Source organism: Micromonospora peucetia, assembly GCF_900091625.1.
GTDB lineage: Bacteria > Actinomycetota > Actinomycetes > Mycobacteriales > Micromonosporaceae > Micromonospora > Micromonospora peucetia.
Genome location: NZ_FMIC01000002.1, coordinates 6,359,881 through 6,373,692 on the forward strand (window position 1 = coordinate 6,359,881; position 13,812 = coordinate 6,373,692).

At 70.7% G+C, this 13,812-nt stretch carries 16 protein-coding genes; 4 read left to right on the forward strand and 12 right to left on the reverse strand.

Annotated features, from left to right (window positions below; translation table 11 throughout):
* Nucleotides 1-9 precede the first annotated feature (9 nt).
* The 6 genes from kdpA to GA0070608_RS27830 all read right to left on the reverse strand — a co-directional run bounded on the left by kdpA (nucleotide 10) and on the right by GA0070608_RS27830 (nucleotide 5,494).
* The gene (gene kdpA / locus GA0070608_RS27805) at nucleotides 10-1,665 is read right to left on the reverse strand and encodes a potassium-transporting ATPase subunit KdpA (RefSeq protein ID WP_091631774.1); all 1,656 of its coding nucleotides are present in this window, start codon (nucleotides 1,663-1,665) and stop codon (nucleotides 10-12) included.
* A complete protein-coding gene (kdpF, locus tag GA0070608_RS27810) occupies nucleotides 1,665-1,754 on the reverse strand; it encodes a K(+)-transporting ATPase subunit F (RefSeq protein WP_036343797.1) in 90 nt (29 codons plus the stop codon). The genes kdpA and kdpF overlap by 1 nt, the downstream gene beginning before the upstream one ends.
* A gap of 248 nt (nucleotides 1,755-2,002) precedes the next feature.
* Nucleotides 2,003-2,311 carry a universal stress protein gene (locus tag GA0070608_RS27815; protein ID WP_091631777.1) on the reverse strand — a complete coding sequence of 103 codons (309 nt, stop codon included), beginning with the start codon at nucleotides 2,309-2,311 and terminating at the stop codon, nucleotides 2,003-2,005.
* Nucleotides 2,308-3,813, reverse strand: a complete 1,506-nt coding sequence (locus GA0070608_RS27820; RefSeq protein ID WP_091631780.1) for a tripartite tricarboxylate transporter permease — start codon at nucleotides 3,811-3,813, stop codon at nucleotides 2,308-2,310. The genes GA0070608_RS27815 and GA0070608_RS27820 overlap by 4 nt, the downstream gene beginning before the upstream one ends.
* Nucleotides 3,813-4,481, reverse strand: coding sequence for a tripartite tricarboxylate transporter TctB family protein (locus tag GA0070608_RS27825; RefSeq protein WP_245715975.1), 669 nt, complete (start codon nucleotides 4,479-4,481; stop codon nucleotides 3,813-3,815). The genes GA0070608_RS27820 and GA0070608_RS27825 overlap by 1 nt, the downstream gene beginning before the upstream one ends.
* Before the next feature lie 5 nt (nucleotides 4,482-4,486).
* Nucleotides 4,487-5,494 (reverse strand): Bug family tripartite tricarboxylate transporter substrate binding protein, encoded by a 1,008-nt coding sequence (locus tag GA0070608_RS27830; protein ID WP_091631789.1) that lies wholly within the window; start codon nucleotides 5,492-5,494, stop codon nucleotides 4,487-4,489.
* A 100-nt stretch (nucleotides 5,495-5,594) separates the two neighbouring features.
* Here GA0070608_RS27830 and GA0070608_RS27835 point away from each other — a divergent pair, with 100 nt between their 5' ends.
* The 3 genes from GA0070608_RS27835 to GA0070608_RS27845 all read left to right on the forward strand — a co-directional run bounded on the left by GA0070608_RS27835 (nucleotide 5,595) and on the right by GA0070608_RS27845 (nucleotide 9,618).
* Nucleotides 5,595-7,289 (forward strand): sensor histidine kinase, encoded by a 1,695-nt coding sequence (locus tag GA0070608_RS27835; protein ID WP_091631793.1) that lies wholly within the window; start codon nucleotides 5,595-5,597, stop codon nucleotides 7,287-7,289.
* On the forward strand, nucleotides 7,286-7,960 hold the full coding sequence (locus GA0070608_RS27840; protein ID WP_091631797.1) for a response regulator: 675 nt from the start codon (nucleotides 7,286-7,288) through the stop codon (nucleotides 7,958-7,960). Before GA0070608_RS27835 ends, GA0070608_RS27840 begins: the two co-directional genes overlap by 4 nt.
* 173 nt (nucleotides 7,961-8,133) lie before the next feature.
* The gene (locus GA0070608_RS27845) at nucleotides 8,134-9,618 is read left to right on the forward strand and encodes an MFS transporter (protein ID WP_245715976.1); all 1,485 of its coding nucleotides are present in this window, start codon (nucleotides 8,134-8,136) and stop codon (nucleotides 9,616-9,618) included.
* Nucleotides 9,619-9,667: 49 nt separating this feature from the next.
* On the opposite strand, the gene GA0070608_RS27850 is transcribed toward GA0070608_RS27845, so the two are convergent.
* The 6 genes from GA0070608_RS27850 to GA0070608_RS27870 all read right to left on the reverse strand — a co-directional run bounded on the left by GA0070608_RS27850 (nucleotide 9,668) and on the right by GA0070608_RS27870 (nucleotide 13,108).
* Nucleotides 9,668-10,135: a hypothetical protein gene (locus tag GA0070608_RS27850; protein ID WP_218107598.1), complete on the reverse strand. Its 468-nt coding sequence runs from the start codon at nucleotides 10,133-10,135 to the stop codon at nucleotides 9,668-9,670.
* Nucleotides 10,136-10,252: 117 nt separating this feature from the next.
* A complete protein-coding gene (locus GA0070608_RS32885) occupies nucleotides 10,253-10,414 on the reverse strand; it encodes a hypothetical protein (protein WP_176733596.1) in 162 nt (53 codons plus the stop codon).
* A gap of 8 nt (nucleotides 10,415-10,422) precedes the next feature.
* Complete coding sequence (locus GA0070608_RS27855) at nucleotides 10,423-11,358, reverse strand: peptidoglycan-binding domain-containing protein (RefSeq protein ID WP_091631802.1); 936 nt, start codon at nucleotides 11,356-11,358, stop codon at nucleotides 10,423-10,425.
* The gene (locus GA0070608_RS27860; protein WP_218107599.1) at nucleotides 11,355-11,903 is read right to left on the reverse strand and encodes a hypothetical protein; all 549 of its coding nucleotides are present in this window, start codon (nucleotides 11,901-11,903) and stop codon (nucleotides 11,355-11,357) included. The genes GA0070608_RS27855 and GA0070608_RS27860 overlap by 4 nt, the downstream gene beginning before the upstream one ends.
* Nucleotides 11,900-12,490, reverse strand: a complete 591-nt coding sequence (locus GA0070608_RS27865; protein ID WP_091631805.1) for a MauE/DoxX family redox-associated membrane protein — start codon at nucleotides 12,488-12,490, stop codon at nucleotides 11,900-11,902. The genes GA0070608_RS27860 and GA0070608_RS27865 overlap by 4 nt, the downstream gene beginning before the upstream one ends.
* A 6-nt stretch (nucleotides 12,491-12,496) precedes the next feature.
* Complete coding sequence (locus tag GA0070608_RS27870) at nucleotides 12,497-13,108, reverse strand: hypothetical protein (protein WP_218107600.1); 612 nt, start codon at nucleotides 13,106-13,108, stop codon at nucleotides 12,497-12,499.
* Between the two features lie 361 nt (nucleotides 13,109-13,469).
* On the opposite strand from GA0070608_RS27870, the gene GA0070608_RS34395 reads away from it, so the two are divergent.
* On the forward strand, nucleotides 13,470-13,721 hold the full coding sequence (locus GA0070608_RS34395) for an IS3 family transposase (RefSeq protein WP_176733870.1): 252 nt from the start codon (nucleotides 13,470-13,472) through the stop codon (nucleotides 13,719-13,721).
* Nucleotides 13,722-13,812: the final 91 nt, after the last annotated feature.

Sequence of the window (13,812 nt, forward strand, 5' to 3'; positions counted from 1 at the left end):
TCATCGTGGTCACAGCCCTTCGGCCAGCGGGCCGAGGGCGAGGGCGGGCAGGAAGGTCAGCGCGACGAGGATCACCGTGACGCCGACGACCATCCCGACGAAGAGCGGTCGGTGGGTGGGCAGGGTCCCCTCGGAGGCCGGGGTGGGTGCCTGCTGGGCCAGGGAGCCGGCCAGGGCGAGCACGAAGATGATCGGCAGGAACCGGCCCAGCAGCATGCACAACCCGAGCGCCGTGTCCCACCACGTGGTGTTGACCGTGATGCCGCCGAACGCGGAGCCGTTGTTGTTGCTGGCCGAGGTGAAGGCGTACAGCACCTCGGAAAGCCCGTGCGGCCCGACGTTCAGTGCCGTCGAGTGGTTGCCGGTGGCGAACGCTGTGGCGGTGCCGGTCAGCACCAGCGCCGGGGTGATCAGGAAGTAGAGGGAGGCGAACTTGATCTCCCGCGCCCCGATCTTCTTGCCGAGGTACTCCGGGGTGCGGCCGACCATCAGACCCGCCACGAAAACGGTGATCACGGCCAGGATGAGCATGCCGTACAGGCCCGAACCGGTGCCGCCGGGCGCGACCTCGCCGAGCATCATGTTGACCATCGGCAGCATGCCGCCGAGCGCGGTGTACGAGTCGTGGAACGAGTTCACCGCGCCGGTCGAGGTGAGCGTGGTGGCAGCGGCGAAGGTGGCCGAGTTCGACACGTCGAAGCGCACCTCCTTGCCTTCGAGGGCCGCGCCGACGGCCTGCGGCACGGTGCCGCTGCCGGTCAGCTCGAACACGTTGGTCAGCGCCACGCTCGCGATGGCCAGGATCGCCATCACGGCGGCGATCGCGTAGCCCTGCCGGTTCTGCCCCACCATGCGGCCGAAGACCCGGGGCAGGCTGAACGGGATCAGCAGGATCAGAAAGATCTCCAGCCAGTTCGTCCAGGCCGTCGGGTTCTCGAACGGGTGGGCGCTGTTGGCGTTGTAGAAGCCGCCACCGTTCGTGCCCAACTCCTTGATCACTTCCTGGCTGGCCACCGGCCCGCCGGTGATCGTCTGCGTGCCGCCGGTCAGGGTGCTCGCCGCGGTGCCGCCGGAGAGGTTCTGCACCACGCCGCCGAGCATCAGCGCGAGCGCGCCGAGCACCGCGATCGGCAGCAGGATCCGCAGCACGATCCGGGTCAGGTCCACCCAGAAGTTGCCCAGCTGACCGGTGCGGCTGCGGGCGAAGCCGCGCACCAGCGCGACCGCCACCGCGATGCCGACGGCGGCGGAGACGAAGTTCTGCACCGCCAGACCGGCCATCTGCACCAGGTGGCCCATGGTCGACTCACCCGAGTACGACTGCCAGTTCGTGTTGGTCACGAACGACACCGCCGTGTTCCACGCGCCGTGCGGCACCACCGGGTCGAAGCCCAGCGACAGCCACAACCTGTCCTGCACCCGCTGGAACGCGTACAGGAACAGCACCGACACGGCCGAGAACGCCAGCACGCTGCGCGCGTACACGCCCCAGGACTGCTCCGCCGCCGGGTTCGCCCCGACCAGCCGGTAGATCCCCCGCTCGACGCGGGAATGCCGGGCGCCGGAGACCACCCGGAACATGTAGTCACCGAACGGCCGGTGGACGGCGACCAGGGCCACCAGCAGAGACAGGGCGAAGACGACGCCCGCTGTTGTCATGGTCATCAGAACCGCTCCGGGAACAGCAGGGCGACCACCAGGAAGACTCCCAGGCCGATCGCCAGCACCAGGCCCACGGCGTTGACGGCGCTCACAGCTTCTCCACCGCCCGCACCACCAGGGCGAGCGCTGCGAACAGCGCCACCGTCAACACCACGAACACCACGTCAGACACGGCTGACTCCTCTTACCGGAAATGAGTTCGTCACGACCGACAGCCGGCCGCGCCGGGCAATCACAACGCCTCATCCGGCAGATGGACAGGGGTGTTGACGCAACCATGACGGCGCCCGGTGGATTCTTGACGCCCTTTTCACGCGAGCCGGTGACCAGGTGAAACGGATCACCGACGGTGCCGGCTGCCGATCACCACCAGCGAGATCTCCTCCGCCTCGACGATCTCCGTGATCTCCTCGGCCGCGTCCCGCCCACGCATCAGCTGCCGGATGGCGTGCGGGATCCCCTCGGCGGTCAACTCGCGGACCACCCGGGCCAGGTCGCTCTCCTGGGCGAAGCGTGGGTCGGCGTAGGCGTCGCCGCGCGAGGTGTTCACCACCAGCACCGGTTCGTCGCGGAACCGGGCCTGCTCCACGACGGCCCGTAGGGCCGCCTCGCCCAGGGCGGAGGGGACGTATCCCAGCAGCACGGTCATCCGGTCACCAGCCTTCCCCGAACTCCTCGAATGACGAAGCGGCCGAGCACCGGCCAGAGCAGCACCACCAGGACCACGGCGTAGATCGTCCAGGACACCCAGCCGCCGAGCAGGCCGTGCAACTCGCCGCCGGAGAGCTGCAACGCCCGCCGGCCCTGCAACTCGGCGCGCGGGCCGAGGATCACTCCGACGATCAGCGGCAGGATCGGCAGCCCGAAACGCCTCATGCCGAACCCGAGCAGGCCGAGGGTGAGCAGCAGGAACAGGTCGAACGGCTGGGCGTTCACCGCGTACGCGCCCATCGAGGCGAAGAAGAGGATCCCGGCGTAGAGATACGGGCGGGGGATCCGTAGCAGTCTCGCCCAGGCGGGCGCGAGCGGCAGGTTCAGCACCAGCAGCAGCAGGTTACCCACGAAGAGGCTGGCGATCAGCGTCCAGACCAGACCCGACTCGCGTTCGAAGAGCAACGGGCCCGGCTGGATGCCGTACTGCTGGAAGGCGGCGAGCATCACCGCGGCGGTGGCGTTGGTGGGCAGGCCGATGGCCAGCATCGGCACCAGCGTGCCGGCGGCGGAGGCGTTGTTGGCCGCCTCCGGCCCCGCGACGCCCTCGATCGCGCCCCGGCCGAACTCCTCCGGGTGCTTCGTCAGCTTCTTCTCCGTGGCGTACGACAGGAACGTCGGGATCTCCGCGCCGCCCGCCGGCAGCGCTCCGAACGGGAACCCGTACGCGGTGCCGCGCAGCCACGGCTTCCAGGACCGTTTCCAGTCCTGCCGCCCCATCCACGGCCGACCGACCGGGATCACCTCGGCGGCGCGGCGGCGCAGGTGCGCGGCGATCCAGAGCGCCTCGCCGACGGCGAAGATGCCGACCGCCACCACGACCACGTCGATACCGTCGGCGAGCTGCGGAATCCCCAGGGTGAGCCGCTGCTGGCCGCTGACCGCGTCGATCCCGATGGTGCCGATGACCAGGCCGATCAGCAGCGAGGCGAAGCCGCGTACCCGGGACGCGCCGAGGACCGCGGTGACCGCCACGAACGACAGCAGCATCAGCGCGAAGTAGTCCGGCGCGCCGAGGCTGATCGCGAACCGCACCACCGGCGGGGTCACCACCACCAGCAGCAGAGTGGCGATGGTGCCGGCGACGAACGAGCCGATCGCGGCAGTGGCCAGCGCCTGCGCAGCACGGCCCGCCTTCGCCATCTTGTTGCCCTCGATCGCGGTCACGACGGACGACGACTCGCCGGGGGTGTTCAGCAGGATGGAGGTGGTCGAACCGCCGTACATGCCGCCGTAGAAGATGCCGGCGAACATGATGAACGCCTGGGTGGGCTCCATCCCGTAGGTGACCGGCAGCAGCAGCGCCACCGTCATCGCCGGGCCGATCCCGGGCAGCACGCCGACGGCGGTGCCGATGGTCACCCCGAGCAGCGCGATCAGCAGGTTCATCGGGGTCAGCACGTTGGCAAACCCGTCGAGCAGGCTTCCGAGGTTGTCCATCACAGGATTCCTTGCAGCACGCCCGCGGGCAGGTTCACGCCGAGCCCGATGGCGAACGTGTAGAAGGTGGCCAACGACAGCGCGACGGCGATCAGCAGACTGCGCACGTGGTGCCGGTTGCCCAACGCGAACGCCGAGCCCCAGAAGAGCAGCGTCCCGCTGATCACCCAGCCCAGCCGGTCGATGAGCACCGCGTTGACTCCGAAGGCACCGATGAGCAGCAGCACCGTCCGCCAGTCGATCGGGGTGGTGGGGTCGACGTCCTCGCCGGCCTCCGGTTCGCCGGTGCCGCCGCGGGCGACGTCCACCGTGTAGATCGTGGCGACGAGCAGCAGCAGCACGCCGAGCAGGATCGGCACCGGCTTCGGGCCGATCGCGTCGGCGGCGCTGATCGCGTGGCCGGTACGGGCCGCGTCGATGATGACCAGCACGCCGACCAGGGCGAGGAACGCGCAGACCGCGTACTGTGCCCGGTCGCGGGGCGGCGTCGCCGCCGCGGATACCGGTTCCGTCGCAGGCTCCACGTCCGGTGCGGGAACCGTCGCCGTGGCGTCAGACGCGGTCGGGTCCGGGCCGGTCGGCTGCCCCGGCACCGGCACGGTGACCGGTCCGGTGCCGGGGCCCGGGCCGGGCGGCGGGTCGCCGCCCGGCTCCGGTCGGGTGGTCATGCCGGTCATGCCAGTCCTAGCTGCGTGAGCAGGGCGGCCACCGACTTGTCCTGCTCGGTCAGGAAGGTGGCGAACTGGTCGCCGGTGATGAAGGCGTCGGTCCACCCCCGCTTGGCCAGTTCGGCCTTCCACCCGTCGGACTCGTGCATCTTGGTCAGCGCGTCGATCCAGACCTTCTTGTCGGCGTCACTGATGCCGGGCGGCGCGACGATGCCCCGCCAGTTGGTGAAGACCAGGTCGATGCCGGACGACTTCAGCGTCGGCACGTCCTTGAGCGCGCCGATCGGCGCCTCGCTGGTGACCGCGAGGACCCGAATCTGGCCGGCCTCGACCTGGTCGAGGAACTCGCCGAAGCCGCTGGCACCGAAGGCGACCTTGCCGCCGAGCACGGCTGGCAGCAGCTCGCCGCCGCCGTCGTACGAGACGAAGTTGACCTGGCGGGGGTCGATGCCGACGGTCTTGGCGAGCTGCATCGGCAGCAGGTGGTCCGGGCCGCCGGGAGAGGATCCGCCGCCGACCGCGATGCCCCTGGGGTTTGCCTTCCAGGCCGCGACGAGGTCGGCGATGGTCTTGTACGGCGAGTCCTTCGGCACCACGATCGCGCCGGCTTCCTCGATCAGCTTGGCCAGCGGGGTGGTCTGGGTGAGGGTCGCCGACGACTTCGAGGTGTACGAGGCACCGACCACGCCCAGCCCCATCTGCATGGCGAGCTTGCCGTTGCCCTTCTCGTTCACCGTGCGTTGCAGGCCGACGGTGCCGCCCGCGCCCGGCAGGTTGAAGACCTGCACACCGGTGGCGATCCTGGCGTCCTCCATCACCTTGGCCGCCGTACGGGCGGTGGTGTCGTACCCGCCGCCGGGGGTGTTCGGCACCATGATCCGCAGTCCGGTGGCCGGTCCGTCCTCGCCGCCGGAGCCGCCGTCGTTCTTCTCCGCGGTCGCGCCGCAGGCGCCCAGCGCCAGGGCCGTGGCGGTGGCGACGCTCATGAACAGCAGTTTTCTCCGAGTTGCCATCTTTGTTTCTCTTCCGTTTCGAAGGAGTCCGGCGGCAAGATGATGGCCCCGGGACGAACCCCGTGTCTGCGTTCTGTCACCAGCGGAAATTGAGGTCTTTGTGGTCGCGGTCACTCCTCGCCGCACGTTGGCCGGGCAGTTGCTCGTGCTCCAGCTCGCGATCATCGTGGTCGTGCTGGTGGCGGTGGCCGCGGTCTCGCTGGCGCAGTCCGCGGCCACCTTCAACCGGGTGGAGGGGCGGCGGGTGACCGCCCTCGGCGAGCAGCTCGCCGGCAACCCGCTGCTGCGCGAGCGGCTCAACCAGCCGGCGCCGGCCGAACTCGTCGCCCCGCTGGTGCAGAGCCTGCTGGCCCAGTCCGGGGTGACCTCGGTGACCGTGGCCGACGCCCGGGGCCGGGTGGTCAGCTCCACCGACCCGACGCTGGTGGGAAGCCCGCTCGTGCTCGGGGACCCGGGGGTGGCCGGGGGCCGGAGCTGGTCCGGCGAGCTGGCGGTCGGCGACTCGCGGGAGCTGGTCGCCCAGGTTCCGGTCCTCGGCGACCGCAAGGACAACCTCGGCCGGCACCTCGGCGTGGTGATGATCGGCGAGGCGTCACCCAGCTGGTCGCAGCGACTGGTGGGCGCCTCGTCGTACCTTTTCACCTATCTGGGCATCGCCAGCCTGCTCGGGGTCGCCGGTTCCTGGCTGCTGGCCCGCCGGATCAAGCGACAGACCCTGGGCCTGGAGCCCCGGGAGATCGCCGGCCTGGCCGAGCACCGGGAGGCGCTGCTGCACGGCATCGCCGAGGGGGTGCTGGCGCTGGATCCGCACCAGCGGGTCACCCTGGTCAACGAGGTCGGCCGACGGCTGCTCCACCTGCCTGAGCACTGCCTCGGTCGCACCCTCGCCGAACTGGAGATCTCCGGCCGGCTGCGGGACGTGCTGGCCGGCGCCGACGACGATCCGGAGGCCCGGGACGAGGTGGTGGTGCGAGCCGGCCGGGTGCTGGTGATGAACCGGATGACGGTCAGCAAGGAGGGCCGCCGGCTCGGCTCGGTCACCACCCTGCGGGACCGCACCGAGTTGGCCCGCCTGGAGCAGGAGATCGGGTCCTTCCGCAGCACCACCGAGCTGCTGCGCGCCCAGACCCACGAGTTCGCCAACCAGCTGCACGTCATCTCCGGGCTGATCCAGATCGGCGAACACGCCGAAGTGGTCCGGTACGTCGAGGCGCTGAGCCGGCACCGGGCCTCCCTCGACCTCACCGTCACCAGCCGGATCCAGGACACCGCGGTGGCGGCCCTGCTGATGGCGAAGTCGGCGCTGGCCGCCGAGCGCCGGGTGGAGCTGCGGATTTCCGACCGGACCGGCCTGGACCGGTTGGAGCCGGCAGTCGCCGTGGATGTCGCGACGGTGCTGGGCAACCTGGTCGACAACGCCGTCGAGGCCGTGGCCGGCGGTGGGGAGAACCGGAGCACGATGTCGTCCGGCAGTTTGGACGGCTCCGGACCGGACGGCGGCGACGTCCCGGACGGGCCGGCCTGGGTGGAGGTCGAGCTGCGCCAGGACGCCTCCTCGGTGGAGATCGTGGTCCGCGACTCCGGGCCGGGAGTGGCCCCGCAACTGGCCCAGGAGGTCTTCACGCACGGCTTCACCACCAAGGCGGCGCGGGGTGGCGAACGGGGCATCGGACTGGCGCTCACCCGGCTGGTCTGCCACCGCCGCGGCGGCGAGGTCGCGGTGACGAACACCGAGGAGGGCGCGATGTTCACGGCCCGGATGTCGGTGACCGGGGCACTGGAGGCGAGCCGGTGATCGACGTGCTGGTGGTCGACGACGACTTCATGGTGGCCCGGATCCACCGCGGCTTCGTCGAGCGGATCGACGGCTTCCGCGTGGTGGGCACGGCCAGCACCGGTGAGGAGGCGATCGCCGCCGTCAACGAGTTCCGCCCCGACCTGGTGCTGCTCGACCTCTACCTGCCGGACATGTTCGGCCTGGACGTGGTGACCCGGCTGCGGGCCGCTCGGCACGACTGCGACGTGCTGGTGATCAGCGCGGCCCGGGAGGCCGAGGCGGTGCGTCGGTCCGTCCGCTACGGAGCGGTCAACTACCTGCTCAAGCCGTTCGGCTTCGACGAGCTGCGGTCCCGGCTGGAGCAGTACGCCGCCCGGCGCAACTCGCCACGCGTCACGGTGGTCACCGACCAGGCCGACGTGGATCGGGTGCTGTCCCGCAGCGGCGCACACACCGCCACCTCAGCGCTGCCCCGGGGCCTCAGCGCGGAGACCGCCGAGCTGGTGGAGCGCGCCCTGCGGGAGCACTCCGGGACGCTCTCCGCCGCCGAATGCGCCAACGCGGTAGGTATCTCCCGGGTCAGCGCGCGGCGCTACCTGGAACACTTCACCGACACCGGGCGGGCAGAGGTCGGCCTTCGATACGGCTCCGCCGGCCGCCCGGAGCGTCGCTACAGCTGGGTTTCCTGACGGCCTGCGGCTCAGTCGCGGTCGCGGCCTTCCCCTCCCCCAGGCACGTGTCGAGGCCGTCAGGCCGTCCCGTTCGGCAACTGCCCCGCCGTCATTGGTGGGAAGGTGGTGGATGAGCCACCCTTCGAGGCCCCGGCGTGTCGGGCGATCACATCCAGGGAGACCGAGACCCCGTGAACGGCAGCTTGTCGCCTCGGCGCCGCTGGGCGGCGTTGTCCGTCCTCGTGCTCGCGATCCTGCTGCTGGCCATCGACGGCACCGTCCTCTACCTGGCGGTCCCGTCCCTGACCGAGGCGCTCGCCCCCACAGCGACACAGGTGCTGTGGATCGGCGACATCTACTCACTCGCCCTGGCCGGGCTGCTGGTCACGATGGGCAATCTCGCCGACCGGGTCGGACGCAAGAAGATCCTGCTGTACGGCGCGGTGGCGTTCGGCCTGGCGTCGCTGCTCGGGGCGCTGTCGACGAGCGCCGAGATGCTGATCGCCGCCCGCCTGCTGCTCGGTGTCGCCGGCGCCACGCTCATGCCCTCGACCTTGTCAATCATCCGGAACATCTTCACCGAACCCGCCGAGCGCACCCGGGCCATCGCCATCTGGTCCGCCGCCGCCGGCGGTGGTGCCGCCCTTGGTCCGCTGGTCGGCGGTGCGCTGCTCGAGCGCTTCTGGTGGGGCTCGGTCTTCATGATCAACGTGCCCGTCATGCTGGTGCTCGTCGTGGCCGGCGTGTTCCTCCTGCCCGAGTCGAAGGACCCGGAACCGGGGCGCTTCGACCTGATCTCCGCGGCACTGTCCCTGGCCGCCGTCGTCTCGCTCGTCTACGCCGTCAAGCACGCCACCAACACCGGGGTCGACCTGCCCGGTGTCGTGGCCCTGCTCGCGGGTCTGGTCGCAGGAGTGACCTTCGTCCGCCGCCAGCGGCGCCTCGCCGCCCCGCTCATCGACGTCGACCTGTTCCGTACGCCGGCATTCTCCGGCGCGGTCTTCGCCAACTTCGTCGCAGTGTTCGCTCTCACCGGACTGCTGTTCTTCTTCTCGCAGTACCTGCAGCTCGCACGCGGCTTCAGTCCGCTGCGCGCCGGGCTCGCGGAGCTGCCCGCGACCCTCGCGGCGATCGGCGTGGTGGCCTTGGTCGGGGTGGCCCTGGCTCGGCTGGGCCGCGGCCGGACGATCGCCTGCGGCCTGCTGTTGACCGCGGTCGGCCTGGTCTTCGTCGCCGTGGCCGAGGGCGCCGAGCAGTACGTGTGGCTGGCGCTCGCGCTGGTTCCCGTCGGCCTCGGCGTCGGCCTGGCGCAGACCACGACGACCGACGCCGTCGTCTCCGCCGTACCTCCGCGCAAGGCGGGCGCGGCCTCGGCGATCTCCGAGACCGCCTACGAACTCGGCGTCGCGCTGGGCATCGCGGTCCTCGGGTCGCTCGTCACACTCCTGTACCGCAACTCGGTCGACGTTCCCACCGACCTGTCGGGTGCCGACCGGGCCGCCGTCCAGGACTCCCTCGCCTCGGCGCTGACGGTCCTGACGCCCGGCTCCGACGCCGCGCACGCCGCACAGGATGCCTTCACACACGCCATGCAGGCCGCTTCGCTCGTTGCCGCCGGCATCACCGCCTTCGCAGCCGTCATCGCATGGCGTGCGATCCGCTCCGACCACGAATGACTACGGCGGCAGCGGCCAAGGTCCATGGCCCTGGATCACCGCGCCGCCCTCAGACCTGCCGTACGGCCAGCAGGCTGAGGGCGACCACGAGCACGACGCCCGCCGTGACGGTGATCGTCCGAATCCGTATCCGCAGGTCGGCGTCCCACCTGTCGCCGGTGCCGGCGGCACGGCGGGCCAGCGGGGTCAACGCGCGCCCGACGCCGAATCCGATCCCGGCGAGTATCGCGACGTGCAGGCGCTGACCGCCGAGGAGAAGGGCAACCACCAGCACGTACGGAGCACTCGCCGAGACGTAGGTGCGGACCCCGGTGCCGAGTTCGAAGCCGAACTGCAGCGCCCCGCGCCGCAGGCTGCGCTGAAGTACGTCCTGCGGTACCTGCCGGGCATTCTGCGGTAGCCGGATCGGCACCAGGCCCAGCTCGCGCAGCAGCCCCAGCGCCGCCACCGCCACGATGCCCGCGTACCGCCACGGGCCGGGCACGGGAGCCGACAGCCCGGAGAGCAATCCGAGCACCAGCCCACTGAGCGAGCCACCGACGATCAGCCCTGTGACGAACAGGGCGAGGACGACGCTCTGCCGATCTCGATCTCGCCACCCGGGCGAGGCCAGCGCGTGCGCGCTGTTGTGCGTTCAAACCGAGCCGGAGAGCGTGTAACCGGCGAGCCCTCCGATCATCGCCCAGGTGAGCACGTGCCCGTACGCGGCGGCGGCGAGCGCGCCGACGGCGAGCAGCAGGAAGGGGGCGAGCGGATCCGCACCCCAGCGGCGTGCCGCCCGCGCAGGGCCCGGCAACGTTCGGGTCATACGGCGGCGCCGGTCAGCGTCCGCCAGGAGTTGACCCCGATCACCCCGTCGGCCGTCAGCCCGTTCTGCCGCTGGAAGTCGCGCGTCGCGCTGTCGCTCGCCGGGCCGAACACGCCGTCGACGACCAGCCCGTAGCCGCGCCTGTTCAGTTGGCGCTGCGCGGCGTGGACGGCGTCGCCGGTGACCCCGGAGCGGACCGTGATCACGAGCGCCGGCCAGGTGTTCGCGTTGACGACACCGGTGGCCGCGAGGCCGGCCGCCGCCTGGAAGCTCTTCACCTTCGTCTCGGTGTCGGCACCGAAGATCCCGTCGATCTCGGTCGCGTGGCCCCGGGCGGTCAGCAGGTGCTGCACGGTGTAGACGTTCACTCCCGTGTTGCTCCGCTGGGTGGTGGGCCAGAGGGCCTTGCCCAGGCATCCGCACTTGGTGTTCCACCGGCAGATCGACTTCACCCAGCCCGAGCTTGTCTTCCGGTATCCGTCGTGGCATCGGCGTTCGACCGAGCAGGCGCAGGCGCCGCACGCCCCGTTGTAGGCCCACAACCAGCCGTCGTACGTCCCGCCGTAGCACTGGTTCGGCCGCAGGATCCAGGTGACGCCGTCGTTCTTGTGGAATCCGGTGTATGTCCCGCTGGTGTTGCAGGAGTCGGCGAAGATCGTGCTCGGGCCACACCCCGGTGAGCAGTTGTGGTCGCTGGCGTACGTCGGGCACCCGGCATAGATCGTGTAGCCGTCGGCGTATGCGCGGCGGGCTGCCGGAAACACGCTGAGCGCGGCCATCCCCACCGCGGTGCCCGCCCGGAGCAGGGTGCGTCGCGACAACTCCCAGCCCGTGCGCTTACGGCCGCCGGTGTGTGCCGGCGCCCGCCGGACGGCGGGCCCGGTCCCCGGGTCGGTGCCGCGCAGCCAGGGCACGGTGTCAAGATCCGTCATGCCCGACCTCCCTGATTCGTGACGACCGCCGATGCGGAACCGCCGGGTAGGCTGTCGATTTCGTCGAGCAGGCGGCGCAGTGCCGCGCGGGAGCCGAGGGGCTCGGCGCGCAGTACCCGCCCGGCCTGGTCGACAACGGTGGCGAACGGGGTGGCGAGGGCGTCGTACCGCTCGAACAGTTCCGCCTGCCCGCCGAGCACGGTGATCGGCAGTCCCGCCGCCCGCTCCGAGGGGGCGTCCCGGTAGAGGACCCGGAACTCCAGGCCGGGACGGTCGACGTGGTCGTTCGCCTCGGCCAGCACCTCGGTGCAGGTCCCGCAGTCGGGCTCCAGGAAGAGCAGCACCAGCGGAACCGCCGGCGCCACCGGCGCCAACCGGGCGAAGCCGGGGGCCGGTGCTCCCGGCCGCAGACCGACCGACTCAGGACGACGCTGGACTGCCCCGCTCGACAGCGCGTGCACCTGGCGTACCAGGCCGGAGACCGTGAGAGCCAGCAGGAGGATCGCAATCCAGCTCAGGATCAGCGCGCTGGTCTGGAAGCTCATCCGGGCAGGCCTCTCTCTGTGATGCCGATGGACCGGCCCTTCGCGGACCGCTCGGCCGGTGCCGTGGCCGGCTCGTACATCGCGGCGGGCAGATGCCACAGCAGCGCGGTGAACGTGGCGGCGGCCAGCAGCACGACGGCGAGCGAGGCGTCGATCCGACTCGCCGGAATGATCGAGCCGGACAGGAACAGCGCGACCAGTGCCAGCCCGGCGAGGATCGACGCCCGTGCCACCACCCAACCGGTCATCGGCAGTTCCACCCGGGAGCACCCGCACGGCCCGGTGCGCCCGGTCGACCTCAGGTGCAGGCCGTAGCCGGCGTACAGGCCGAACAACGCGGCGCCGCCGGCCATGACGGCGATGAGCAGGCCTTCGCCGCTGCCCTGGAGCAGCGCCACGATCCCGGCGCCGGCGAGCAGACCTTCGCTCGCGATGGCGAGAGCGGCGACCGCGGCCGGAGCCGGCAGCACCCGGTGCGCGGCCAGCGCCTCGGCGAGCGCCGCCGGTCGTGACAGGTGCTCGGCGGTGCTGACGAGCAAAGTCAACAAGACGGTGTACGTGGCCACGCCGGCCAGCAGTGCGGACATCCCGACCTACCCGGCCGTCCGGACGCGGAGCCGGTTCACCAGAGCGGGCACCTGTTCCAGGTCCGTGTCGGCGAACGGCACCAGGCTGAGCCAGGCGTCCGCCGCGGCCAGCACGAAGTAGGGCTGTCCGTCGGGGAGGACGTCCCGGAAGAGCTCGCCCGCCTGTGTCCGCAGGCCCCGCCAGGAGGGCAGTTGCCCGGCACGCTGCTTGGTGAGCGGTGCGATCTCCAGCAGGCCGAGCCCGGAGACCTCCTTGAGCACGGTGGCCGGTGCGGCGAACTCGGCGCCGGTCTTCGAGGTCGGGCGCAGGGTCAGGCCGTCGTCGTGCTCCTCGACGCGCAGGGTCCGCAACACCCCGAGCAGATCGGTGGTCGTCGCACCGTACATCTCGGTGAAGAAGCAGCGTCGCCGCCCCCGCCAGACCGCCACGAGCCGGTCCTCGGTCAGCTGGATCTGCGCATCGTAGGGTCGGATGCGCGCGGTCAGCAGCGTTCCGCCCTGGTAGGTGAGTTCCTCGTCGAACTTCTCGACACCGAGCGTCCGGGCCACGTCGTCCGCGAGCCCGATCGAGCCGGCCGTGAACTCGTGCAGTCGGCCACCGATCGTCACATCGGCCACGGATGTGAACGGTGCGCTGAGGTCGAGTGAGCCATCGAGCAGGAACCGGCTTTCGTCTATCGCCCGATGTGTCACCGGCACCCCTGTGGCTGCCATGCGACCGCCCTTCGTCCGGCTCGGAAACTTAACACCGGGCACGATATACGGATGTGTAAATATCTGACAAGGCCGATCGACTGATCGTGGTGGCCTCAGCCCGAGCGCGCCCACGCCCGCCCCACCGGGATCGCCGCCAACACCGCGTCGACGCCGCACCCACCGGCGAAAGCCGACCAGCACCGTGGTCACACTTCGGCGGACCGTTGAACCCAACCTCCGGCGCCTGCGTAGTGGCCGGTAAGCCACCGCCGGCCTGTCCGCGGTGACCGACAACTCGGTATGCAACAGGGAGCGATCACCGGCGTGGCGAAGCGCGACAGTTCTACGACCGAGGGGCTCCGACCGATCCGGGCCGTCTGGCTTCGGGCACAGCCCGGAGCGGAAACGGACGGCCAACGCGATCTTCGAGTACCTCGAGATCTTCCACAACCGGCAACGCCGTCACAGCTCACTGGGCATGCTCAGCCCGATCGAGTATGAGAGAGCCCGACCGATGTCCCTGTCCGTGGCATGAAACCAACCACGACGACTCCGTGAAACCCGGGGAACATCAGAAGCTCCATGAAGCGGGGGTAGCTCAGGGCACGATGAGCACCTAGGCCGGC

What these genes read in the sequence shown, in the direction of transcription:
- kdpA (WP_091631774.1), bottom strand. Translation starts at nt 1,665, where the DNA reads ATGACCATGACAACAGCGGGCGTCGTCTTCGCCCTGTCTCTGCTGGTG.
- GA0070608_RS27865 (WP_091631805.1), bottom strand. Translation starts at nt 12,490, where the DNA reads ATGTCCGCACTGCTGGCCGGCGTGGCCACGTACACCGTCTTGTTGACT.
- GA0070608_RS27860 (WP_218107599.1), bottom strand. Translation starts at nt 11,903, where the DNA reads ATGAGCTTCCAGACCAGCGCGCTGATCCTGAGCTGGATTGCGATCCTC.
- GA0070608_RS27815 (WP_091631777.1), bottom strand. Translation starts at nt 2,311, where the DNA reads ATGACCGTGCTGCTGGGATACGTCCCCTCCGCCCTGGGCGAGGCGGCC.
- GA0070608_RS27825 (WP_245715975.1), bottom strand. Translation starts at nt 4,481, where the DNA reads ATGACCACCCGACCGGAGCCGGGCGGCGACCCGCCGCCCGGCCCGGGC.
- GA0070608_RS27855 (WP_091631802.1), bottom strand. Translation starts at nt 11,358, where the DNA reads ATGACGGATCTTGACACCGTGCCCTGGCTGCGCGGCACCGACCCGGGG.
- GA0070608_RS27830 (WP_091631789.1), bottom strand. Translation starts at nt 5,494, where the DNA reads ATGGCAACTCGGAGAAAACTGCTGTTCATGAGCGTCGCCACCGCCACG.
- GA0070608_RS27820 (WP_091631780.1), bottom strand. Translation starts at nt 3,813, where the DNA reads ATGGACAACCTCGGAAGCCTGCTCGACGGGTTTGCCAACGTGCTGACC.